Source organism: Gilliamella sp. X-60, assembly GCF_057063585.1.
This window is the reverse complement of the sequence record NZ_JBXSQJ010000003.1, coordinates 113,154-138,106: the sequence shown is the minus strand read 5'-3', so window position 1 is coordinate 138,106 and position 24,953 is coordinate 113,154. Positions and strand designations below refer to the sequence as shown.

Here is a 24,953-nt window from a genome sequence, read left to right as displayed (position 1 = left end):
ATATCTGGCCAATTAATCTATTTTTTAGGCGTATACTTTCGTTAAAGTTGCCTTGGATAGGAATATTATGCGCATCAGGAACTTGAGTATTGACTTTCTATTTCATCATGAGGCTTGTGCAACGTTTTATTTTTTAAAACTACTTGTTTGAAATGGGTTCTACTCATCTTGCTTGATTGTTTTTTATGATTTATTTCCTGAAGCGTAAGTTCACCATTTTACTCATAGTGTTTTTTACAGAGGTAATGGCTATTACGGTTTATAGCCCATCATCGATCCCCCATCTTGAACACTTCCTAGCTTTAATTGTTTTACTAAAGAATGTTTTTGACATGTTTGCAAGCCTCTTGGTAGTTATTTTGGCAAGCTTGTTGAAAATAATGTTTTGCGGTATAAATGTCTTTTGCGACCCCTAATCCTTGTTGATAGATAATACCTAGATTGTATTGGGAATTGGCATGGTTTTGCTCAGCGGCAAGCTGAAACCATACCCTAGCTTTGGTATAATCTTTTTCAAACCACGAACCATTATAATATAACCAACCTAAGCTATATTGTGCTTCAGGATTTCCGCTTTGTGCAGATTGAGTATCTAATTCTACACCTTTGGCAAAATCTTTTTTTAATCCACCCAATCCATTGTAATACATATTTGCTAAATTATGCAGTGCATATATGTTTCCTTGCTTGGCAGCTTGTTCATATAGTTGTCTAGCTTTGGTATAGTTCTTTTTAACAACAATTCCACTATAATAAAATCCCCCCAGATTATTTTGAGCTTCTTTGTTACCTAGTTGCACCGCTTTTTCGTAAAAATCTTTCGCCTTAACATAGTTTTGACTAATAGTATTATTATCTGAATTTTGTTCAATTCCTTTGCGATAATGTTTTTTTTCTGCAAATTCGTAAAGTGCCCCTAGACTGAATAGACCTAAAGCATAACCACTTGAAGCCGCTTTTTCATAGAGTTGCTTTGCTTTAAGCAGATCTTTCTTCACACCGATACCATAATTATACATGTAGCCTAAATTCACTTGTGCATCGGCATAATTTTGATTAGCCGACTTTTTGTACCATTCAATAGCTTTAGCATAATCTTGTTTAACGTTTTGACCATACTGGTACATATAACCTAAGTGGTTTTGCGCTTCGGCACTATTTTGTTCAGTCGCTTTTTTATATTCAGCATCAAAGTTATATTTTGTATTTTGTGTTGCAAAAATAGGCGTATTTATCGATATAAATAAGCATATTAACAATAGTAATCTTTTCATGTCATTGCCTTTGTTAGAGATGAACACATTATATTTTAATTAAAGAATGTTTTTGACATGTTTGCAAGCCTCTTTGCAGTTATTTTGGCAAGTTTACTGAAAGCAAAGCTTAGTTGTGTGGACATCTTTTTTTATCTTTGTTTTTGATTGAAAAGATTATTTGGTATTCAACCAATTGTCTTACCCAATATGGATGGAAAGCGTTAAATAACAGGCTTTTGTTTTGCCATAGAATAAGAAATCATTACATCTATGGGGTTATGCTTTAACTCTTTGATGGATTGAATTATCCAATTATCGTTATTTTAATGATGATAATGAATAAAATAGCATTCCGTCATTTATTTAATATTAATCACAACCGCAATCATTATTACTAGCTTGCTTTTTCTTGGCTTGCTGTTTGGCTACGATAGCATTAACCTTTTTTGTTACAACAGTTAAATGATCTTTTGCATCAGAATAGTTTTGTTCAGCAGCCTTAGCAAACCATTGTTTGGCTTTAAAATAGTTCTGTTTTACGCCAGTTCCATTGTAATAGAGCGTTGCTAATGTATATTGCGCAACGGCATCTCCTTTTTTAGCCGCTTTTGTATCCCACTCAATGCCTTTTAAATAGTTTTGCTTTGTTCCTTGCCCGTTATAGTACAATAAAGCTAAACTGTGTTGAGCAGCCATATGGCCTTGATTGGCTGCTTTTTCAAACCACTCTTTTGCCTTAATATAATCAGGTTGTGCTTTTGATTGTTGTTCAAAGCCATCTTCAATGCCTTTAAATTGACGTTTTTTAGTATATGAACCATCAGTATACATAAGACCCAAATGATATTGTGCTTCAGCATCATTTTGTTCGGTTGCTTTTTGATATTCCTGATTAAAATCAAACAATGTTTGTTGATCAGCATTAGCAGCAATACTAAAACATAAAACTAGTGATAGTTTTGTAAGAAACTTTAGCATACGACTTCCTTAAAAAATAAATAACTTAATCATTTTATCGCATTTATTTGTTTAGTATAGCGTAATTAATTGCGTTGTTTTGTGATTCAATATTTATGTTCTGAAATAGACTGTTGTGAGCTTGATTATCCGGCACATCGCATACCTCATCCTTTCAGGGCCAACACTACGCGTTGTTCAAATTAGTTCCAGACAAATTTATCGAATGCTGGCATTCTCGTTGCTTTTCTTTGTTTAGATTAGGTAATGTTTATTGATTGAGTGTAGATACTATTAAAATGGTGGGTCGTGAGCGATTCGAACGCTCGACCAACGGATTAAAAGTCCGCTGCTCTACCGACTGAGCTAACGACCCATTTAGAGATGGTGGGTGATACCGGGTTCGAACCAGTGACCCCCTCCTTGTAAGGGAGGTGCTCTCCCAACTGAGCTAATCACCCCACTGTTTCATTGCTGAAACGTCACGGTAAAGATTGGTGGGTGATACCGGGTTCGAACCAGTGACCCCCTCCTTGTAAGGGAGGTGCTCTCCCAACTGAGCTAATCACCCTTACCGTGTGGATGTGCATTATAAGGCACGTCTTATTTCAGTCAACCTTTTTTTTTAAATTTCTCTAAAAATCACCTCGTTCGATTTAATTTTAAACATTTTTTGGATGTTAGTTCTCAAAAATAACTTTTGTCTATTTTTATTTAGAATAGGGTGATTATGATGACATGATGTTGTTATCAGAAACAAGAAGATATTCCATCATGATCTTTAATAAAGAACGCGTCATTATGTATGTGGAACCAGCAATTTTACGTTATAAGATAGTAAGTACAGCTAAGCAAGAACACACATTAACAGCTAGCAAAGCTTTAATAACATTCAATTACCAAAATGTCAGTGATGTTGATGTTTTTATTGATGAGTTAAGAAAAAAAATTTCTGGGCGTGCTGAGTTTGAGCTTAATTTGGATAGCAATTTGATTCAAGTGCAACAACTAACCTTGCCCGATGTAAAGCTAAATGTCAGTGAATTGATTTTGTATATTGAAGCAAACGTTTATAAATTATTTCAATTGCCAGCTAAAAGTGTGTTTTTTGATTTTGTTTTAAATGAGCAAACAAAACAAGTTACGGTAATAATAGTTGAACGCCATTATATTGAAAATTGGATTAATCTTTTTAAAAAGTATGCACTACTGTTAACATTTGCAGGTTGTCTATTTGAAAATACTAAAGTTAACTTTTTACCTTGGCGGCAAGAAAAACACACTAAGCATCAACGACAAATGATCGGTGCGATTGTCGGTTTTATTGGCATAATCAGTTGTGTACTTTGTTATTTGTGGATACAAGCACGAAATGATCGACAAAATTATGATAAAAAATTGTTACACCAGCAAGAGATAGCACAAGCGCTAACCGAAGAATTATCTAATTATTTGCCAAATCCATCGTTAAGCCAAAAACAAATTCAGCAATCTTTAATACTGCTTTCAAAGCAGTTGCCTTCCGTAATTTGGCTTGAATCTTTTTATTATGAACCACAAAAAGTAAGGATCGAGGGGCAAAGTTTTAGTTATGTTGAGCTGACTAATTTTAATCAAAGTTTGTCAATGCTAAAAAATATAAGTCATAGCCAAGTAAAAACTATCTCAACCAATAAAAATCATCTATTTTTTGAAATGGAAATAAAACTTAATGAACAGTGATTTTTTTTATCGTCCAATTTGGCAACAATATGGGGTTTGTATTTTATGTTGCTTGGCGTTTTTTGCTATCGTTTATCTCCTTTTTATTAAAGATATCCAGCAACAAGCTATGCTAAAGGCTAAATTATATCAGCAAAAAATTACTGAAACTAAACTGCTACAGGCAAAAGTAAATCGTTATCAGGCAAGTAAAAATACTTTATACAGCGTGATATCAGAAAAAGAGCTGGCACAGGTTTTCGAGAAAAATCATCTTGCATTACGTTCCTTTAAACATTATCAAACGGATAATATGGTTAATTTGGATATCGAGTTAGAGGGGCAATTTGGCGATTTTATTAATTTAATTTCATCATTGACAAATGATTTTTATTTTCTTGATTTTCAAAATCTAAAAATCAGCAAACAAGAACAGCAGTTACAGATTATGTTTACTTTATTGTTTAAAAAGGGCATAGAGTGATACGCTGTATATATAAGTACCTCGGGTTATTGTGTGTTATCTGTTTTGAGCTAAAGGCTAGTATGCTTTTAGATCGAGATCCTTTTCAACAAAATTATTCAGTTTCTTGTAGTGAGCAGACAGCGTTACTGCTTGAACAAATTCAAGTTTGGCATTTTAAGGGGCTTATGAAACAAATTGATCAACAGTATCAGCAAATTTGGTTAGCATCAGATAATCAGTGGCTAGCAATAACCGATAATACAGTGCCAAATGTTTTGTTTCCTTGGTCTGTGCAATCTTTACTAAATGATAAAATTATGTGGCAAGCCGATTTACCTGATTATTGCCATAATACTGTGTCATGGACAATGTCGTTAAATGAATAATAAAAATTCCACAAATCAAGCGTATCAATGGCTCAATCAAAATATTGGCAGATTAATTAGTGCCAAAATAAGTTTGTTTGTCCCGATAGTTTTTGTATTCATAACAATTGGTATAAATGCTGCTTATGCCAATATAAATCAATCTTCAAATGTCGAACAGCAAAAAAATATCTCAATGACATTTTATCAAACGGATATTGCAATTATCTTACAAGCATTAGCCGATAGTCAGCAGATGAATTTAGTTATGTCAGACGATTTGTCAATAAAACAAACTATCAAGCTTAACAATGTTGATTGGCACAAAGCGCTAAAGATCATATTAGACTCAGCAAATTTACAAGCGGAAATTGACGATAATATTTTGTTCGTTTCTAAAGCGATAGATCCTGAAGTTTTATTATATAAACAACAATTAGAACAAAAAGAAAAAGAGCTAAAGCAACCGCTTAATTCGGTATCTATAGCTGTTAATCATGCCGATCCCACGACCTTAATCGAAACAATTCAACAACAAGGATTATTATCAGAACGAGGTAAAGTTGCGCTTGATAAACGGACAAATTCACTGATCATTACCGATTTACCTAAACAATTTACTCATATCGAAAGATTAGTTAAAACACTTGATAAACCTATGCCTCAAGTGCATATTTCAGCGCACATTGTTACCATGAGTGATGAAAGTATGTCTGAGTTGGGGATTAAATGGGGATATTCAGGAAAATCATCGCAATTATTAGATAAATTTGATATAGGGCTTGGTACTAGTCATCCGACTACAACTGTTGGTTTTAATTTGGCTAAACTATCAGGTAGTTTACTCAATTTAGAGTTATCTGCGCTTGAATCTGAAAATCAGCTCGAAATTATTGCTAGCCCGAATTTACTCACAGCTAATCAAAATATGGCTTCGATAAAACAAGGTACTGAAATCCCTTACGAGGTTGCGAGTGGTGGTAATGGCGCCACATCTATTGAATTTAAACCCGCCGTGTTGGGATTAGAAGTTACACCTAAAATATTATCTGATAATCAGATGATTTTAGATTTACACATTACGCAAAATACGGCTGGCCGTTCAATAAAACGTAGCGATGGCGGTGAAGCGCTAGCAATTGATACGCAAGAAATCAAAACACAAGTCCAAATAAAAAATGGCGAGACAGTAGTATTAGGGGGCATATTTCAACAAGTTACCACCAACGGTCAACGAAAAGTTCCTAGTGCAGGCGACGTGCCAATTATTGGAAATTTATTTAAACACAACAGCAAAAAACAACAAAAACGTGAGTTAGTTATTTTTATTACGCCACAATTGGTTGAGTAAATGTCAACAGAGTTGTATCATATCTTAGCTTGTTTTAGCCTTTGCTTTGATAAGTAATGCTTGTTTTAAAGTATATTATTTTAGTCGTCATTATTACCATTTATTATAAAAGTAGAGAATATTATGCATGTTGTTGCTTCTGATTTAGACGGTACTTTATTAACTCCTGAACATAGCTTATCGCCTTACACGAAACAAGTTCTTCAAGCGCTTCGTAACAAGGGCATCCATTTTGTTTTTGCAACTGGTAGACACCACATTGATGTCGCTCAAATGCGAGAAAATATGGAAATTGATGCTTTTATGATAACGTCAAATGGCGCAAGAGTACATGATAGCCAAGGCCATTTAGTTTTTAGCCAAAGTATTGAACCATCACTTGCGAGCGAAATAGCTAAAATGAGTATGGAAGATCCTTTAGTTTATACTCATTTATATCGTGGTGATGAGTGGTTAATTAATAAAGAAGATACATATTCATTAGAATTTTATCGAGACACGCAGTTTACTTATCAATTATTTAATCCACTTGATTTCGATACTAACGATATTGCTAAAATTTATTTTACTACCACGGATAATGCACTTTATCCACATTTGGTTCAGCTAAAAAATCGACTTGATGCAAAATTTGGCAATAAAATTAGCGTTGCTTTTTCTACTTTAAATTGCCTAGAAGTGATGGCCGAAAATGTGTCTAAAGGAAGTGCATTAAAAAAAGTGGTTGAAAAATTAGGTTACAGTTTAAAAGAGAGTATTGCTTTTGGTGATGGCATGAATGACTACGAAATGCTAAAAGTGGCTGGTAAAGGCTGTATAATGCAAAACGGTAGCTCAGAGTTAAAGGAATTGTTACCCGAATTAGAGGTAATCGGCTCAAATGCACAAGACGCCGTGCCTCATTACTTAAGTAAACTATTTTTATAATTATCAAATATATCTAAAAATGAATATAATTATCGACAAAGAACTCAATACGCTTGGATTGCGTTGCCCTGAACCGATTATGCTAATAAGAAAAGCCATTCGAGAACTTGCCATAGGGCAAGTTCTTTATGTCATTGCTGATGATTTTGCTACAACTCGCGATGTCCCTAGCTTTTGCCGCCATATGGATCACGAATTACTGTCATCGCAAATAGAATCCCAACCCTATCAGTATTGGATTAAAAAATCGCATTAGTTTAACCACTTTTTTGGCAAAATTTTCAAGAAAGTAGGTGTTTGCGTTAAGTGAATTCAATTTGTTTTAAGTAAAAACGTAATGTTCGCCAGTCATTAGGTTGCAGATTATCAACCATTAACAAAAGCGTACAGCGTTTACCGTCATGTCGAGATTTTAAATTCAAGATAATAACATAACGAAATATCAGCGGTTTATACATTAAGTACCAGCGTTTTTTGTACCAATATATTTGATTGATATAGTGAAATAGCGCAAATTCGTTTTTAATGGTTTTGAAATAACAGATACTACGCCACCATTCTATTATTAATAATATTATAATAATAAAGGTATAAGAATTTAAAGATGTGTTAGCAAACATGACTAAACAAAGCATCATGAGCACGGAATAAAAAAGGGTTGAAATCAGTAATTGTAGCTTTGATATGCTGAGTTTTATGCTCCACATAATGCTTACTCTAATTAGTGAAAATATAATTATTTTATGATTTTGTTAAAAATTGCTTAAAATAAAGTTAAATATGGGAGATAATACACACAATTTGGGTGTGATTTAATGGATAAGAGATCAATCATTAGCATTTTCCTTTAATGTTTATGTGAAGTCCTTACCAAAAGATAGGTTAACTAAATTTGGCGCAGAGAGAACTCTGAAGCCATTATTTTTGCCTTAAAATTTAGATAGGAAAAATTTGTGATATTAATTAGAGTGTTAAAAATTCTTCTAAAATTACTCATTGGTTTATTTCTTTGTGGCTTAATTATTGGCATTGCTGGTTATGCTCATTATTCTAAAGATCTACCAGATGTTACTACATTAAAAGATGTTCGATTACAGACGCCAATGCAAGTATTAAGTAAAGATGGTGAGTTAATTGCTATTTTTGGTGAACGGCGTCGAACCCCATTGAAATATGACGAAATTCCACCAATGGTTGTTAATGCCGTCATTGCAACAGAAGATGCTCGTTTTCATGAACATTTTGGCATTGACCCTATTGGTATTGTTCGGGCAATGTATATCGGTTTAAAACATAAAGGATTTTCTCAAGGTGGTAGTACCATCACTCAACAAGTCGCTAAGAACTTTTTCTTAACACCTGAAAAAAGCATATCGCGTAAAGCCAAAGAAATTATTTTGGCTATTCGTATGGAAAAAGAACTATCGAAAGAAGAAATCATGGCATTGTATCTTAACATGATTAACTTCGGTTCTAGAGCATACGGCGTTGCCGCTGCATCTTATACTTTTTTTGGTAAAACTCCCGATCAGTTAACCATTGATGAAGCCGCTTTATTAGCCGGTTTACCAAATGCACCATCAGCTTACAATCCAATTTCTCATCCAGATCGTGCATTAACTAGACGTAATTGGGTATTAGGACGTATGTTAGATCAATCCTATATCACTCAAGCTGAATATAATGAAGCGATTAAAAAGCCGCTTAGCGCCAGCTATCATTCACCACAAATCGAGTTTTCAGCGCCTTATGTAGCGGAAATGGCACGTCAATTTATGTACGATAAATTTGGCGAAAATGCCTATACAGATGGCTATAAAGTTTATACAACTATTTCGAAAACAGATCAAATAGCTGCAACAGAAACGGTGCAAAAACATATTATTGATTATGATATCAGACATGGTTATCGTGGCGCTGAAAAAGTATTATGGCAACCGAATGAAACCCCATGGGATCTTGAGCAAATCAAGCAAACCATTGATAAATATATGTGTTATAACGGCATGTGTCCAGCTGTTGTTATGACCTCAGCAGATAAAGAAGCAACAGCGGTATTATCTGATAAAAGCAGTATTACTATTACATACCCAAACATGAAATGGGCTCGTCCATTTATTAGTGATACAAGACAAGGTGCGTTTCCTAAAAAAGTATCTGATACTCTTAAATCAGGACAACTTATTTGGGTTAAAAAAACGGGCGATAATTGGGAATTAGCACAAATTCCAGCTGTCAATGCCGCACTGGTATCACTTGATTCAGACAATGGGGCAATCAAAGCAATTGTAGGCGGTTATGATTTTAATTTGAGTAAATTTAACCGAGCAACGCAAGCACTGCGGCAATTAGGTTCAAATATTAAACCATTTATTTATACTTCAACCTTAGAACACGGTTTAACGATGGCAACACTGCTCAATGATGCACCCATTGTCCGTTCTACAGGGAGTGCAACATGGCGCCCTAAAAACTCACCACCAACCTATGCAGGACCACTACGCTTAAGAATCGGGTTAGGAATGTCTAAAAATGTAATGATGGTAAGGGCTTTGCGTGCCGTTGGTATAGATTATGCGGCAGATTATTTAGAACGTTTTGGATTCCCAAAAGAGAATATTTCACATAACGAATCGTTAGCGTTAGGTTCGGCTTCGTTTACTCCCCTGCAAGTGGCAAGAGCGTATTCTGTTATCACTAACGGAGGTTATTTAATTACACCATACTTAATTGAAAAGATAGAATACAATAGTGGTACTGGTACCATTTATCAACATCAACCGATGATTGCTTGTCACAATTGTGTTGACGATGATGTCATTGTTGGCTCAACACCGGTATCACTTGATAATGTTGAAAATGAATCAAATGAATCAGATAATGAAGAACCTGAACAAGCCAACCTTAAATCTGATGATGATATCGTGTTACCTGATATAAATATTGATAATAAAACAATTGATGTCACACCAAAATATGCACCGCATACGGTAAATAGTGGCATTGCATTTATTATGAAAGATGGTCTTCGTTCAATTGTTTTTGGTGGTTCAGATTGGCAGGGTACGGCATGGCGCGTAAAAGCGTTGGGTAGAAAAGATGTCGGTGGAAAAACAGGGACTACTAACTCATCTAAAGACGTTTGGTTTTCTGGATTTGGTGGCAATATTGTCACAACTGTGTGGATGGGATTTGACGATCACCGTCGTGATTTAGGTCGAACTTTCCGAGCCGAAGCAGGGGCGGTAACTGCAAATCCAGTGTGGGTTGATTATATGAAAGTTGCCCTAAAAGATGTACCGGTAATAGAAGATGTCAAACCTGAAAATGTGATTTCTGTGACTATCGATCAAAAAACGGGGTTATTACCTCAATCTGGCTCTAGAACTATGTCAGAGTACTTTATAAAAGGTACCGAGCCAACGACTTATGCAACCCAAGAAGTGGGCACAAAGGTAACAGATTCAGAAGGTAATACTTCTGAGCTATTCTGATATAAGGATTTGAGATGAATGGTTCAATAAGAATTATTGGTGGAAAATGGCGTGGGCGTAAATTGTCGGTACTTGACAAACAAGGGTTGCGCCCAACCACAGATCGTATCAAAGAAACTCTGTATAACTGGTTAATGCCAGTTATACACGATAGCAATTGTTTAGACTGTTTTTCAGGAAGTGGTTCGTTAGGTTTTGAAGCAGCATCAAGAGGAGCCCAAAGTGTTACCTTACTTGAAAAAGATAAACAAGTTGTGCAACTACTCAACAAAAACAAACAGCTTATTGCTAGCGATACAATCGACATTTATCATACCGATACTCTACAATGGCTAAACAAGCCTGCTATAAAACAATTTGATATTGTATTTATCGACCCACCATTCCATCATGCATTGGTGGCAAAAACGGTTAGCGAGCTTGAGAATAATAACTGGCTAAAACCGTCAGCTTATATTTATATTGAAACAGAAATAGGTCATAATCTAACAACTTATATTCCAACTCACTGGCATTTACATCGCGAAAAAACAGCCGGACAAGTTCACAGTTATCTATTTATACGAGAAGGCAATTAATGTTCATATTTATAGGAAAAGTCTTGTATTCATTGGTATGGTTATTTTTAGTATTTAACCTTATCTATCCTTATCCACACCCTGCCAATGTAGTGGCTAATATCGGTTTAATTGCGTTTACGGTTATCCATGGTTTACAAGCGTGGATGTTACACTCAACCATGACAAATCAAGAAAAACAACAAGACAAATTTAAAGTCTTACGTTTGTTCTTATTTGGTGTTTTTGAATCACTTAGTTGGAAAGATAAAAAATAACAATAAAAATGGTTGCTAGATACAAAAATTTTTGTATAATGCTCACCACTTCTTTCGAAGTGCCTCAATAAGCGGGAATAGCTCAGTTGGTAGAGCACGACCTTGCCAAGGTCGGGGTCGCGAGTTCGAACCTCGTTTCCCGCTCCAATATAGTCTCTGTAAATTACTAGAACTTTCAAAAAAGTGAAATAGAATCCCAATATTATTTTCTCAAATAATTAAAAATAGACGAATCCAAATTAATTTTTATCCTAAAACGCATAGTTCCCTGAAATTTTTTAACAATAATTTCCGGCTGTTTGCTAAAAAATAGCATTCTTCAAAGTTGTTCATAAGCAATCTTAGTAAATTTTTTTAATCAAAATGATGGTCAATTTTTTTTAAAACGCTATACTCACAAAAAGGAAAAATTGATTCAGCTTATTTTAAAAGCGAGTAATTGTAAAAAAGATAAATAAAACAGAGAAATAATTGATAGGTGAAATGTTATGGAGAGACAGGTTAAACACCAACTGCCCTATGTCCAAAATTTACCAAATAAACAAGTTAGCCGGAGGGGCGTACTCACCTCATTTTTATCATCGAAATTATTATTAAAATTCATAGCGCAGTTGGCACCGTTATTGTTATTGCCATATTCATTGGACTTACAGGCATTGTCCGCCAAAACCACCGATACAATTCAAGGTACAGCACCGTATTTTACGTTTGATAGTGGTAAAACCAAAGTGACAACAACAGAAGATTTACTTAGTATCTGGTTATCGGATGGTACTCAAATCACACCATCAAACAATCCCTCAACCCCCACGAACCCAATCAACTTACCCAATGCAGGAGATACTCTTGCTGATATTGATATGATGATACCAGTATCAACAAATTTCATATTGTTAAGTGACTTAGTAACACATTATCACTATTGGGGTGATGATGATGGTGATGGATTGGGCACAAAAGGGGTAATCGCAACAGGTAGTTTATCAATTAGGATTACTGATAAAAATAACCGAGAAATTAACCGCAGTGATGCTTTAGATATTTGCAAAGCGCCTTATAAAATGGAGTTAAACAACATACCGGGCCGTTTAAGCACGCAATACGGTGTACCAAGTCACAGTATTTTTGACTATGGCACGGTAACGTATTACATCAATCCAAATTTACCGCCTACAGTCTGCTATGCTAGGCCGAATCTACGATATGGCACAGGCGGCTTTAAAGGGCCTGACTCCATATGGGATTCAGATAAAGGTTTTATCCCGCAATCAACCAATCCCACATTATACGGCAGTAACTTCCCGACCACGGGAGCTGATGGCTTATATTTTGATTTAGACATAAGGGGCGTTGATACAAATCAATTGACTTGGGAACCCGTCACGCATGAGGGAATAACCGCCACAGTAACAAGGACAACAGCTAACGATAATTGGATTCCTAACTATCCAGAAGTAGTAACACGAGTCACTTTAACTGGTCCAGAAGCAAGAGCACAAAAGGATAATGTCAATCCTAGTCGAATTAGCAAGCCCAATTTACCACAGACATTTGAATTAGTAGGTAGAGATAGTGATGGTAATGCAGTTGTAAAATATGGATTTGTATTACGGAAGTGGTTCATCAACCGAGGGGATAAAAGCGATACAGCATCTAATCAAGTAGCATGGTGTCGTAGTTTAGGTTATCGTCTCGCACAAGTCAAGGACCTGACTAACGCAGTTTGTTCTGATGTGAACGTTGGCAACTATTGTCAAGATGCTGTCGGGGCTACACCATCAGCTAGTGATAATTTTTATCAGCGTCAAATGGGTGCTGGATTTTTAACGGAGTGGGGTGAAATATTAGATTACGCGGATATAGATTTCACCCTCTGGTACTGGACAAGTGATACAACGGGAAACCTTCAGTTCTATGTGGGGTTAATGGGCGGTGGTGTGGGCAGCTATAATCCAAGTTACCATTACTCAGGGTTTTGCACCACGCCTTAGTTTTTATTTTTAGTTTTTAATCCTTGGCGAAAGGGCACAATTAAAGGATGTAGTCCTAGCGGGAGATGTCGATTTTCCGCGTAAAAAGTAAGCTATATTAACCTTTGGGTGTTATGGAGATTGATATTTTTTCTATAAAAACAGATTGGGTATAACATTGATTTTATTTTTTTGTTTTTTAGTAAAATAAGGTAGTTATAGGGTAGCTTTGCGATGATATTTTTCCATACCTTACCAAGTGCTGACAACTTAGGCAAGTGAGCAAGTCAAACATGAATATTTGGTGTGGTTATGTTTGTCCGGAACAAACCAAAGTAGGAGTATAAAGACCTAACCGCATCAAAAAGCCTTTAATCAAAACATACAACTCCAAAATTACCCCACAAACAATTGATTTTATTAAAAAACATTAAGTAAAAAGTTTAATAAAATCAATTTTCTATCTCGGCAATTTTGCAGATAAAAATACACCTATATTTCACAACATTCAAAAGTCAATACAGTCATTAATCTGGCGTCAGAATGTGACAGCAACGGAGATAGGCTAGCGTGTCAAACAGGGATGTTTGGCTCAACGTTATCACCGATATTAATAATTCCACCAAAGGTTAAAAGGCACGAAACTTAATACTATATTTTAATTAAAAAATTACCATCGCTTTAAAGTTGAATCGTTTCCATCTTCACATTTCTTTACAAAAAATGCGCTTAAAAACTAGCCAGATATTTTTTAAGCGGTTATACTTTTATCGCTATAGTACAACAAGCTTATTAAACAAGCGAATAATCATAAAAAACATAAATAAAACAAAATATTACTTGACGGGTAAACCATAATGCATTATCATTTTAGACACCAGACACCAGCACTGGCAAACCTATGTCTTAAATTTATCAAATAATCCTATTCGACGAGTTTTTACACAAAACTTATTTATATCTTCGAAATTATCGCTCAAATCACCTAAATCACCTAAATCACCTAAATCACCTAAATCACCTAAATCACCTTTGCTAGTATTAGCACTGTTATTATTGTCATCTTCATCGAATTTACAGGCATTGAATGGTAAAATAGCTCGAGCGGATAATCGTAGTGATGCGATAATTTTACCTTCAACGGTAGTTGCAGTTATTGATTATGTAAGGCCGACTGTATATTTGGGTAACGGCAAATATGCAGGCCCAGTTGACATATGGAATCCTAGTAAAGGCTTCTTAGTTCAATCAACCAATCCTGAATCATACAACCTAAATTTCCCGACCACGGGTGCGCATAATTTATATTTTGATTTACTCATAACTGGAGATATAGAAGAATTGACATGGGAACCAGTCACGCATGAGGGAATCACTGCGACAGTGACAAATGTTGTAGCTAATGATAAGTGGATTCCTGATGAGGATAAGGGACAAGTTGTAGCTCGTGTTAAGCTAACAGGTCCAGAGGCAAGTAATCAATGGTACAATTCTAATCCTAGCCGAATAGCTAAGCCATGGTTACCGCAGAAGTTTGAGTTAGTGGGTAGAGATATATATGGCGGTGAGGTAGTAAAATATGGATTTGTGTTAAAGCAGTGGTTCGTCAATCGGGAGCGTCTATATGAATCTTATAGTGATCAGTTAACATGGTGTAATAGTTTGGGTTATCGTATGCCGAGGGTAAGTGATTTAACCAATGCGAAGTGTGGTACGAATATACTTGGTGAATTCCCTTGCGTAAATGGCATAGATGGCGCTACGCCGTCGTCAGGTGCTTGGCATTTCCAACGTCGAATAGGAGCTGGATTTTTCACTGAGTGGGGCCCTATGTACAAGTACGCTGATACGGGATTTCACCTCGATGGCTACTGGCTGAGTGACGCGTCAGGTGGCTATCAGTTTGCTGCTTTCCCGCGCTACGGCAACGTTGGCCTTGCCATCACCCCCAACGGCTATTCTGCAGTTTGCACCACACCTTAGATTTTAGCGTTAATCCTTAGGGCGCGGGGGCACTTCTGGTGCAAATAGAGGCAATCTAACAAAGAACCCAGCCCCCGCTCAGTTGGACGCTGAGCAGGTATGACTGTGTTAATGACTGAAAGTCAAAAAACGCTCCCGACCGACTACGCATAGGCATGGTTGGCATTAAAAGGGTAAGTTTTAAAGGTATTTTGTTCGGTAATGTTTCTGATGTTTACTCTAGCGTTATTTATTTTCCCAAAGGTTAAAACGTCCGAAACTTAACCTCATCCACATAGACTTTACTTAAATACAAAATCCCCAAAAAAACGGACTATAAGTATTTGATTATATTAAAAACAATCAATAAAAATTTAATAAAATCAATTAAATATCTAAACTGTTTTATAGAAAAACATTCTAATTTTTCACAATACCTAAAGGTGGATATAGTCATTAATCTGGCATTAGAATGAGCCCAGAGCTGATAAAGGGCTGTAGCCAAAAATAGTCAGTTAGAGTGTTGATTTTATTTGTATTTTTTGCAAAAACAAATAATTTATAATTAGTTATTTCCATAAATGATTATTTATTATAATTAAACTTGACAAAGCATGAGCAACTGTTGATAATAGCGCCGTTTTTTTAACCTGAATTTTTTGTTATAGCGAGGTGGCAAAATGCCTGTAGTTAACACTTTATCTTAATGCCGACTTGGTATCTTCTATCATATTGTCTTTTGCTTAGTATTATCTAAGCCCCTTCGTTGCAATTCAATCTATAGATTTTTGCCTTGTCGGTTTTCCCTTATTTTTTTGGAGAAAACATTATGACAATGGAATCTTATATTCAAAATTTAGAATTAATTAAATATCCACGAACACCGCACCTAGAAAGCTCACGCCTACAGGTTGGTGATAGTGAACATGGACAACATCCTTATAAGCAATTAGCTGGTCAATATATCGTTATTGAAGAAAAACTTGATGGAGCAAACTGTGCTATTAGTTTTTCAGCTAGTGGTGAGCTGTTGCTTCAATCTCGAGGACATTACTTAATAGGTGGTTCACGAGAACGCCAATTTAACCTTTTAAAGCACTGGGCTTGCGTGCATGAATATTGGTTACTTGAGCGTTTAGAAGATCGCTATATCCTTTATGGTGAATGGTTACACAAAAAACATGCTATTTTTTATGATGCTTTACCGCACTATTTTTGTGAGTTTGATATTTGGGATAGACAACAAAACTGTTTTTTATCTACCCTAAAGCGACATCAATTATTAGCTGGTGGTCCTGTTTTATCGGTACCTGTGCTATTTGCAGGGATTGCACCTTCTAAATTGAGCGATTTATTGGCGTTAGTCAGACCATCTTTGGCTAAAACCGCTAATTGGCGTACTTGCTTTGAACAAATCGTGATGCGTGAAAAGCTTGACTTAAGCAAAGCTTGGCAACAATGCGATAACTCTGACTTGATGGAAGGGTTATATCTTAAAATCGAATCGGAGGAACAAACCATTGATCGCTTAAAATGGGTGAGACATGATTTTGTTCAGGCGATTTTAGATGCAGGGCAACATCATAGTGAACAGCCTTTTATTCCAAACCAATTAGCTCAAAATGTTGAGTTATATACACCTCAATTAACAGTGAATTGGAATAATGGATGCCTAAACGGAGGTAAATTATGAATTACCAAGTACTAAAACAACAAATAGCAAGTACGTTGGCAACTGATGATTTTAGCCCATGGTTAACCTGTATTCCTGAATTGAATAGTTTGATAATAACGCCACAAGATCCTTTGCATCATGGTGAGGGGAATGTTTGGGTGCATACGCAAATGGTTGTGCGTGCATTATTAACGCAAGAAGAGTTTACCAATGCAACAGAAGATGAGCAGTTTGTATTATTTATGACTGCTTTATTGCATGATATTGCGAAGCCAGAAACCACCGTCATAGATGAGTTGACAGGTAAAATCACACAACCAAGGCATTCCAAAAAAGGCGAAATTCGTAGTCGTATATTATTATGGCGAATGGGGGTGCCATTTGATTTGCGGGAACAAATCTGCCGAATCATTAGTGTACATCAAGTGCCTTTTTTTGCTTTAAGTGATGGCGGAAGAAATAAATCACCCGAATATTTAATTCACCGCTTATCGTGGCAACTGCCTATTTGGATGTTATGTCTGCAAGCTAAAGCCGATATGGAAGGTCGTATTTGTGCTGATAAACGCCGAGCGCTTGATGAAGTTGAACTCTTTAAGCAATTGGCGCTTGAAGAGGGGTGTTTATATCACCCTCGCCAATTTGTTGATGATTATACTCGGGTTCAATATTTTCGAGGTAGTAATGTATTACCCGATTATGCGTTATATCCCCAAGTAGGATCTAAGGTGATTATGCTAGCTGGGTTACCTGCATCCGGTAAAAATAGTTGGGTAAATAAGCATTATCCAACATGGCCGATTGCTTCTTATGATGATGCTAGAGCTGAATTAAAGCTAAAGCATGGTGAAAATGAAGGCTTAGTCATACAATTTGTTTTAGCAAAGGTAAAGCAGTGGTTAAGAACTAAGCAATCTTTTATTTGGAATGCGACCCACTTATCGCAGGAGATGCGTCAAAAAGCACTCGATTTGCTTTATGCTTATCATGCGGATGTGGAAATTGTTTATCTTGAGCAACCTGAAAAGGAGTTGTATCGTCGTAATTCAGCACGCGATACTACCTTGCCAAATAAAACGATTCAGCGGTTATTAAGTAAATGGGAAGTTCCATTACCGACTGATGCCCATAAGGTGATCTATTTAATCAATCAATAATTGTTAGTCATCTTTGTTAATATTAAATTGGGGCTTGATATCAAAGCCCCTGATTTGTCGAATAGCTACATTAACTATTCAATTCTAATTATGTTTATGACTTTTCGATATCCATAAAGGCGATTTTTTTATTGGTTTATCTTATTTATTATATTGAGACAAAAACCAAGTGATCGCAATTAAATCGGCCGAACCACCGGGGCTTAAATTGCGTTTTATTAATTCGGTATCAAGTTGATACAAATTTTCCCGTACTTTGGGATTGATTATGCCACCTTGTTTGATGAGTTTTTTCGCTTGTTCTTGCACAAAAGCCAAGCCATCAAGGCCACCTCGTGAAACCAGATTAGTATCTTGATTAAAAGCAAGTAAATATAACATCGCCTGTAATAAGCAAGTTTCTTCATCATAGCCACTGTTTTGCATTTCTTGATAGATAGGTAGTGAAATATTTCGAACTGTTGCGTAGCCAGATTCTGCTTCTCCTCTTGCACCAGTAAGGTTGTGGCGTTTAAATAACCTTTCGCCTACAGAATTGGTTTGATTATTTTGTTTTAGTTCACTTTGAACAATGCCTTGGCAAATGGATGAAACTGTATCGCAAATACTTTGTGCGTTGATTGGTAAGCCTATTTGTTCTAATTTGCCAATCGCGCCAAGCAGTAAACCAAAGGCAAATATCCCTCCTTTATGGGTATTAACTTGATTGGTGGCTTGGAACATGGCTTGTTCACACTCAATACCAATCGGTCTGATTCCTGCTAAAAATAGATTGTTATCGTGTAAAGCGGATGCTTTGCCATATTGATAAAAACGTTCAAACCAGTTGCTAATGGCACTGATGCTGTGGACAAAGGTTTGAAAATCCATGTCACGGTGGGCACCACTGTTATTCATGTCAACTAATCCCGGCTTAGGTGATAGGCAAATTTCTTTAATTAATGCTTGGGTTGCTAATTGTGCAGGTAAGCATCGATTGGAGTCGTTATTGAGTTTTAGCTCTAATAATGCTATTTGCTGATAATAATCGTTCATTATTATTTGTTACCTATTGGGGATGATAGTTATTCTGTTGTGCGCTGTAATGGCGTAATAAACCAATCCATTGTTTTAAATGGCTTGGTTTATTATAAGGATTAATAATCACTATGCGTTGATACCGCAAGTACTTCCCGATTACCGTTGTGGCTTGGGGCGCTAATGATGCCTTCTGTTTCCATCTGTTCCACAATGCGGGCAGCTCGGTTATAACCAATTCTAAATTTGCGTTGTACGCTAGAAATTGACGCTCTTCGTGTTTCAACAACAAAAGCTACAACTTGATCAAATAATGGATCGAGCTCTTCACTTAACATATCTGCGTTACCGTTTTCACTTTCGTCGGTTGCTACAGTGACATTTTCGATATATTTTGGTGTGCCACGTGCTTTCCAATCTTGTACAACGGCGTGCACTTCTTCATCACGGACAAAGGCACCGTGAACGCGAATTGGAATGGAACTATTAGGGGCTAAATAAAGCATATCCCCCATACCAAGTAGTGATTCAGCGCCCATTTGATCTAAAATGGTACGCGAGTCAATTTTACTTGATACTGTAAAGGCAATGCGTGTTGGAATATTCGCTTTGATTAAGCCGGTAATAACATCAACCGATGGGCGTTGGGTTGCTAATACCAAGTGAATACCAGCCGCTCGTGCTTTTTGCGCAAGCCGTGCAATTAACTCTTCTACTTTTTTACCAACGGCCATAATAAGGTCAGCAAACTCATCAACCATAACCACAATGTACGGTAATTTTTCTAGTGTCGGCATGTTAAGATCCATGCTGTCTGTTGGTTTCCAAAGTGGATCGGGAATAGGCCTGCCCATTTGTTCTGCCAGTTTGATTTTTTCGTTATAACCGGCAATATTACGAACCCCTAACGCCGACATGAGTCGATAGCGTCGTTCCATTTCGTTAACACACCAATTAAGCGCATTGGCAGCATCTTTCATATCGGTTACTACTTGGGTTAATAAGTGTGGGATCCCTTCATAAATAGATAACTCAAGCATTTTCGGGTCAATCATAATAAACCTGACATCTTCAGGTTGCGATTTATATAAAATACTTAAAATCATTGCATTAACGCCGACAGATTTACCTGAACCTGTCGTACCAGCAACTAATAGATGTGGCATCTTTGCCAAATCAGCAACCACCGATTGTCCAGCGATATCTTTCCCTAATACTATCGTTAGTGGTGATTGAGCTTCTTTAAACTGTGGACTATCTAAGACTTCTCTAAAATAGACCGTTTGGCGATTTTTATTGGGTAATTCAATGCCAACATAAGGCTTACCTGGAATGACTTCGACCACACGTACTGATGGCATGGATAGTGAACGCGCTAAATCACGGTCTAGCGTTGAAATTCGTGCCGCTTTGATACCTGGTGCCAGTTCAATTTCAAAACGAGTAATTACTGGCCCCGGCAAATAATCAACCACTTTAGCTTTAACCCGGTAATCCGACAAACTTTTTTCAATTAGTTCAGACATGGCATTTAAAGCGGCGTGATCGACTTCGATTCGCGCTGTCGGTGGTGCGGTTAGCAAGTTTAGCGACGGCAAAGGTGTAGTTGGTTTAGGTAATGGTTTATCATTACGTCGTAATAATGGATGAATTAAGCTTTCTTCGTCGCTTTCATTGGAATAATTTTGAATATCTTCAACGCGATCTTCTTCTGGGTAGATATCGTCAATGATTGGATTGGCCTTTTTTAGCGCTTCGGTATCAATATATTCTAGCTGTTCTACATCTGCTACTTTTACTTCGGTTTCAGTTTCTGTATCAGCTATGTTTGCAATGTTAGCTAGGTTTTCTGTATCTGTAATAATCTCAGGCTCTTGGATAAATGGCTGCTTAGATTCAATTATTTCAATTTTTGCAACATCTATAGCTGGTTCCAAGGATGTTTGTTCATGAGTAAATTTAATTTCAGGCTCGTTATGTACCAAAGTAAACAAGGGTTTACTTGGCGCATCAGAAATAGTGTATTTATCTGGCTCTCCAAATGATAATTTTTCTGCTGATTTTTGCGTTTGTATTACCTGTTTTATTTGCTCCATTGATGAAGACAATGCTTGTTCTTGATCTGGTGTGGCTTTGTCCGCATTTATGTTTTGAATAATCGATTCAAGGCGAGATAAAATTTCCTCTGGATTAAGTTCATTTCTTGGCGGATTGTCAATTGTTTGCGAGGTTATGGTTGACGATGGTAATTGAACGTCTTCGCGCGATGACCCGATTAATTCAGCGGTAGTTTTGATTGAAATTTCTTCATTGTCAGTCGATTCGGTAGTATTTGATGACTGCTCTTGTGATGCGTCATTGCTTGGGATAGTGGTTGATGTTTGAACGATATGGGGATTATCATCTTTGGTATCAAAAGGTATGGTAAATTGAGGCTCTTTTGTATCCTCATTGGACGGTACTATTGGTTTTTCTTGCTTTGAATCAGGTTGTGCAAGTTTATTTGTGATGCGAGGTTTCATTAACCACCTAATAGGTAACAGTAAAATCATGACAAAAGCACCTAATTTTTCAATTAGATTGAGCCATGATAATCCAGTTAATAATGTGACACAGGCTAAACAAGTTGCAAGAAGAATCAATGATAAAGCAAAACTATTTATAATAGGTAAAAGGCTTTCAATGACTATCGCACCAAGATACCCCCCCGCTTCAAACTGTTCAGAATCGCGGATATTTAAAGCAAAAAATCCAGTCGCACTAAATATGAATGCTAAAATCCCAATAATCCGAAATGAAAGACTAAAGTAGTTAATAGGATCATTCGCATGTTTATAAAAATAAACGCTTAATTGTAAACAGATAAAAACAGCAATGAAAGGTAAGCTATAAGCAATAAAACCTAAAAATTGAAAAAGAATATCGCTGGCATATGCACCAATATAACCACCAAAATTACTAATCGGAGAGTGCCAAGCCGTACGAGACCAACCAGGATCAGACGGATCGTAACTGAACTGTGATAAAAATAAACAAACAGATAAACCGATTATTATGAATAGAATAAATTGATTAATAATCTGTTTTCTTGTAATTTTGGGCTTTTTCAAACAAGTACCTAAAAACTATTGCTAATAAAATTGCTGGCATTTTATCATAAATTGTGCCTGCTCACAGAGGCAATAGCATCGAAAACACAATTTATTGTTGGGTTATTCTGTTATGGGAAATAGGGTTGAATTAAATCTGATACCATTTTGTACATATCGTTGCGCATTAGTAATATTGGTAGTAATTTCAGCCTCGGTCAATTTACGGATAATTTTAGCGGGCGATCCCATAATTAAACAACCTTCTTCATAAGGTATAGTGTGTGTTACTAGCGAGTTGGCGCCAACAAGACAATTTTTTGCAATTTTGGCATTGTTTAATATAGTACTACCCATGCCAATTAATACATTATCTGCAATTGTGCAGCTATGTAGGATTACATTATGTCCAATTGTGACATTTTTGCCGATAATGCAAGGAATATCAGTTTCAATATGGATAGTAGTGTTATCTTGTACGTTACTATTTTTGCCAATACGTATGGGGGCTATATCACCCCGTAAAACAGCGTTAAACCAAATAGATACGCCTTCTTGTAATACAACATCACCAATGATATCGGCAGATTTTGCAATAAAACAATTTGGATGAATTTGTGGATATAAATCGCCTAGTTGATAAATCATAATGATCACCTTTTGCTGTTTTTGACACTCAAAAATAAGCTAACAGAAAGAAAATTACATAACACCATAGAGCCAACCATTAACCACTCTGTTGTATTATCAATCGTTATGGTTGTAGCGGTATGCGTTGCTACCAATGTTGATAATAATATTCCTAATGCACCCGCGACAGCGAATCGAATTGTACCCGCAAGAGAAGACGCCGTGCCAGCAATATGCGGGTAAAAATCTAAAACGACGGCCATGCTATTGCCTCCAATGGTTGACATACAACCAATATAACCAGCAACACAAGCAACAAGATAGGCAAATCCCAAATTAAATACTGTGACGAGCATCAGCCCTATTGCCATAATAAATTGGAGCAAAAGACCGAGCCGCATCATTTTTATAGCGCCAACATGTTTAACAAATCGACTATTTAATGTATTCATGAAAACCATCACTATGATATTGAACGCAAAGTAGTAACCAAAATTAATTGATGCAACACCATGCAGATTCATATAAACAAAAGGCCCTAAACTTAAAAATGAAAACAATCCCGCACCAGAAAACGCACCTATCATCATATAAGTTAATACTTGTCTATGGCGAAATAGTGTAATGAAATTACTTAATATACGCATTAAACTGAATTTATCTCGTTTTGCTTTGGCTAGTGTTTCAGGAATCAATGTAATGACTAGAACAAAACAGGTCAAAGCAATTAGGCTAATAGTGTAGAAATTGGCTTGCCAATTAAACCAATATAAAATAAAACCACCAATAATTGGTGCTAATAACGGTGCAACATTGGATATCAGCATTACAAATGACATCATTTTAGAAAATTCATCACGGTCACGATAAATATCTTTCATTAATGCATTAATCACGATTGTTGTTGCCGCTGCTGCAATGCCATGAAAAAATCGAGCAGTGATTAATTGATTAATATTGGCCGCAATACCACAGTTTAACGCTGCAACTATAAAAATAATTAGACCAAAAATTAATACGTTACGCCGTCCATAACTGTCAGTGAGCGGTCCAAATAAAAGTTGACCAACAGAAAATCCTAATAAATAGCAGCTAATGGTTAACTGTACAGCCGAATCAGCTACATTAAAATCACGAGCGATAGTTGGCATACTTGGTAAATACATATCTATGGATAAAGGCATTAGCATAGAGAGTAATCCAAGAATAAAAATCAGTGCTTTTTTAGAAATTTTAAGATTAACTAAAGTATTTTGGGGTGGCACGTCGTACTTCCTTCAAATTGTATTCAAAATACGCATAACAAAATGCGTGACCATAAATGACACAAAATTATTTAAAAAATCTTTAATTATCTAAATGGAAAGTTGTGGCTCAGATCTCAGTAAATTATACCTATCAATTAAACGAGTCAATTTCATCTTGTGTAAGTGGTCGATATTCCCCTTCGGGTATATCTAGGATTACTTTGCCTATCTGTATGCGATGCAACGCAACAACATGATTATTGACTGCAGCAAACATGCGTTTAACTTGATGATATCGCCCTTCACTAATGGTTAATTCAGCGTGAAAATCATCGATAATATGTAATTTAGCGGGTTTAGTGAGTGATTTCTCACTTTTTAATTGAATGCCATTGTTAAATATATCAATCAGTTCAATGTCTAATGGTTGTTCAACCGTGACGGCATAGACTTTTTCACAATGATGTTTAGGTGAGGTAATTCGGTGTGACCATTTACCATCATCGGTCAGCAATACCAGCCCAGTCGTATCAAGATCAAGCCTGCCAGCTGCATGCAATTTTTCAGGCATCGGCTCATCAATAAAATAAAGAATAGTGGGATGGTCGGGATCATCGGTTGAACAAACATAACCTTGAGGCTTATTGAGCATGAAATAGCGTTGGCTGGTAACTTGTTCGATTTGATAACCATCATAATGAACAATCTGTTTTGGCGATAATTGATAAGCGCCTGATTTTATAATCTCACCATCAACAGTTACTTTTTTCGCTTTGAGTTCTTTGGTGACAATTGTACGACTGGCGCCTAAGTGATGAGCAAGAAATTTATCTAATCGCATAATTTAAAACATG

General features: G+C 36.3%; 20 protein-coding genes, 4 tRNA genes and 2 pseudogenes. 14 read left to right on the top strand and 12 right to left on the bottom strand.

What is annotated here, in order from left to right:
• Positions 1-314: 314 nt before the first annotated feature.
• The 5 genes from ACYIAM_RS02825 to ACYIAM_RS02805 all read right to left on the bottom strand — a co-directional run bounded on the left by ACYIAM_RS02825 (position 315) and on the right by ACYIAM_RS02805 (position 2,784).
• Complete coding sequence (locus ACYIAM_RS02825; protein WP_483747163.1) at positions 315-1,274, bottom strand: tetratricopeptide repeat protein; 960 nt, start codon at positions 1,272-1,274, stop codon at positions 315-317.
• Positions 1,275-1,625: 351 nt separating this feature from the next.
• Positions 1,626-2,234, bottom strand: coding sequence for a tetratricopeptide repeat protein (locus ACYIAM_RS02820; RefSeq protein WP_174795884.1), 609 nt, complete (start codon positions 2,232-2,234; stop codon positions 1,626-1,628).
• A gap of 279 nt (positions 2,235-2,513) precedes the next feature.
• A tRNA-Lys gene (locus ACYIAM_RS02815) sits at positions 2,514-2,589 on the bottom strand.
• Positions 2,590-2,598: 9 nt separating this feature from the next.
• Positions 2,599-2,674, bottom strand: a tRNA-Val gene (locus tag ACYIAM_RS02810).
• 34 nt (positions 2,675-2,708) lie between these two features.
• Positions 2,709-2,784 (bottom strand) — tRNA-Val (locus tag ACYIAM_RS02805).
• Positions 2,785-2,987: 203 nt separating this feature from the next.
• On the opposite strand from ACYIAM_RS02805, the gene ACYIAM_RS02800 reads away from it, so the two are divergent.
• The 6 genes from ACYIAM_RS02800 (at position 2,988) to tusA (ending at position 7,279) form a co-directional block, all read left to right on the top strand.
• Positions 2,988-3,935 (top strand): PilN domain-containing protein, encoded by a 948-nt coding sequence (locus ACYIAM_RS02800; protein WP_483747162.1) that lies wholly within the window; start codon positions 2,988-2,990, stop codon positions 3,933-3,935.
• Positions 3,925-4,398 carry a hypothetical protein gene (locus ACYIAM_RS02795; RefSeq protein WP_483747161.1) on the top strand — a complete coding sequence of 158 codons (474 nt, stop codon included), beginning with the start codon at positions 3,925-3,927 and terminating at the stop codon, positions 4,396-4,398. Before ACYIAM_RS02800 ends, ACYIAM_RS02795 begins: the two co-directional genes overlap by 11 nt.
• A 62-nt stretch (positions 4,399-4,460) precedes the next feature.
• On the top strand, positions 4,461-4,766 hold the full coding sequence (locus ACYIAM_RS02790) for a hypothetical protein (protein ID WP_174795887.1): 306 nt from the start codon (positions 4,461-4,463) through the stop codon (positions 4,764-4,766).
• Positions 4,759-6,096, top strand: a complete 1,338-nt coding sequence (locus ACYIAM_RS02785; protein WP_483747160.1) for a secretin N-terminal domain-containing protein — start codon at positions 4,759-4,761, stop codon at positions 6,094-6,096. Before ACYIAM_RS02790 ends, ACYIAM_RS02785 begins: the two co-directional genes overlap by 8 nt.
• A gap of 120 nt (positions 6,097-6,216) precedes the next feature.
• Positions 6,217-7,023: a Cof-type HAD-IIB family hydrolase gene (locus tag ACYIAM_RS02780; protein ID WP_065638731.1), complete on the top strand. Its 807-nt coding sequence runs from the start codon at positions 6,217-6,219 to the stop codon at positions 7,021-7,023.
• A gap of 19 nt (positions 7,024-7,042) precedes the next feature.
• Positions 7,043-7,279, top strand: coding sequence for a sulfurtransferase TusA (gene tusA, locus ACYIAM_RS02775; RefSeq protein WP_174795889.1), 237 nt, complete (start codon positions 7,043-7,045; stop codon positions 7,277-7,279).
• Between the two features lie 46 nt (positions 7,280-7,325).
• Here the strand turns inward: tusA and ACYIAM_RS02770 are convergent, their stop codons facing one another.
• A complete protein-coding gene (locus ACYIAM_RS02770; protein WP_483747159.1) occupies positions 7,326-7,730 on the bottom strand; it encodes a protein YgfX in 405 nt (134 codons plus the stop codon).
• 255 nt (positions 7,731-7,985) lie between these two features.
• On the opposite strand from ACYIAM_RS02770, the gene ACYIAM_RS02765 reads away from it, so the two are divergent.
• The 8 genes from ACYIAM_RS02765 to ACYIAM_RS02730 all read left to right on the top strand — a co-directional run bounded on the left by ACYIAM_RS02765 (position 7,986) and on the right by ACYIAM_RS02730 (position 18,116).
• Positions 7,986-10,517, top strand: a complete 2,532-nt coding sequence (locus ACYIAM_RS02765) for a PBP1A family penicillin-binding protein (RefSeq protein ID WP_446718867.1) — start codon at positions 7,986-7,988, stop codon at positions 10,515-10,517.
• 14 nt (positions 10,518-10,531) lie between these two features.
• Positions 10,532-11,095 carry a 16S rRNA (guanine(966)-N(2))-methyltransferase RsmD gene (gene rsmD, locus ACYIAM_RS02760; protein ID WP_483747158.1) on the top strand — a complete coding sequence of 188 codons (564 nt, stop codon included), beginning with the start codon at positions 10,532-10,534 and terminating at the stop codon, positions 11,093-11,095.
• On the top strand, positions 11,095-11,352 hold the full coding sequence (locus ACYIAM_RS02755) for a DUF1145 domain-containing protein (RefSeq protein ID WP_174795892.1): 258 nt from the start codon (positions 11,095-11,097) through the stop codon (positions 11,350-11,352). Before rsmD ends, ACYIAM_RS02755 begins: the two co-directional genes overlap by 1 nt.
• A 71-nt stretch (positions 11,353-11,423) precedes the next feature.
• A tRNA-Gly gene (locus tag ACYIAM_RS02750) sits at positions 11,424-11,499 on the top strand.
• A gap of 341 nt (positions 11,500-11,840) precedes the next feature.
• The gene (locus ACYIAM_RS02745; protein WP_483747157.1) at positions 11,841-13,343 is read left to right on the top strand and encodes a hypothetical protein; all 1,503 of its coding nucleotides are present in this window, start codon (positions 11,841-11,843) and stop codon (positions 13,341-13,343) included.
• 1,035 nt (positions 13,344-14,378) lie between these two features.
• Positions 14,379-15,305, top strand: coding sequence for a hypothetical protein (locus ACYIAM_RS02740; protein ID WP_483747156.1), 927 nt, complete (start codon positions 14,379-14,381; stop codon positions 15,303-15,305).
• Positions 15,306-16,113: 808 nt separating this feature from the next.
• Positions 16,114-16,977 (top strand): RNA ligase family protein, encoded by an 864-nt coding sequence (locus tag ACYIAM_RS02735; RefSeq protein WP_483747155.1) that lies wholly within the window; start codon positions 16,114-16,116, stop codon positions 16,975-16,977.
• Entirely contained in the window at positions 16,974-18,116 is a 1,143-nt protein-coding gene (locus ACYIAM_RS02730) for an AAA family ATPase (RefSeq protein WP_483747154.1), read from the top strand. Before ACYIAM_RS02735 ends, ACYIAM_RS02730 begins: the two co-directional genes overlap by 4 nt.
• Positions 18,117-18,257: 141 nt before the next feature.
• Here the strand turns inward: ACYIAM_RS02730 and citG are convergent, their stop codons facing one another.
• The 6 genes and pseudogenes from citG to rsuA all read right to left on the bottom strand — a co-directional run bounded on the left by citG (position 18,258) and on the right by rsuA (position 24,940).
• Positions 18,258-19,151 carry a triphosphoribosyl-dephospho-CoA synthase CitG gene (gene citG / locus ACYIAM_RS02725; RefSeq protein WP_483747153.1) on the bottom strand — a complete coding sequence of 298 codons (894 nt, stop codon included), beginning with the start codon at positions 19,149-19,151 and terminating at the stop codon, positions 18,258-18,260.
• A 101-nt stretch (positions 19,152-19,252) separates the two neighbouring features.
• Positions 19,253-20,797: pseudogene (locus ACYIAM_RS02720) on the bottom strand (DNA translocase FtsK); the annotation flags it as partial.
• A gap of 909 nt (positions 20,798-21,706) precedes the next feature.
• Positions 21,707-22,243, bottom strand: a pseudogene (locus ACYIAM_RS02715) (DNA translocase FtsK 4TM domain-containing protein); the annotation flags it as partial.
• A 102-nt stretch (positions 22,244-22,345) separates the two neighbouring features.
• On the bottom strand, positions 22,346-22,870 hold the full coding sequence (locus tag ACYIAM_RS02710; RefSeq protein ID WP_483747152.1) for a gamma carbonic anhydrase family protein: 525 nt from the start codon (positions 22,868-22,870) through the stop codon (positions 22,346-22,348).
• Positions 22,871-22,875: 5 nt separating this feature from the next.
• Positions 22,876-24,117, bottom strand: coding sequence for a Bcr/CflA family multidrug efflux MFS transporter (locus tag ACYIAM_RS02705; RefSeq protein WP_483747151.1), 1,242 nt, complete (start codon positions 24,115-24,117; stop codon positions 22,876-22,878).
• 133 nt (positions 24,118-24,250) lie between these two features.
• The gene (gene rsuA / locus ACYIAM_RS02700) at positions 24,251-24,940 is read right to left on the bottom strand and encodes a 16S rRNA pseudouridine(516) synthase RsuA (protein WP_174795900.1); all 690 of its coding nucleotides are present in this window, start codon (positions 24,938-24,940) and stop codon (positions 24,251-24,253) included.
• Positions 24,941-24,953: the final 13 nt, after the last annotated feature.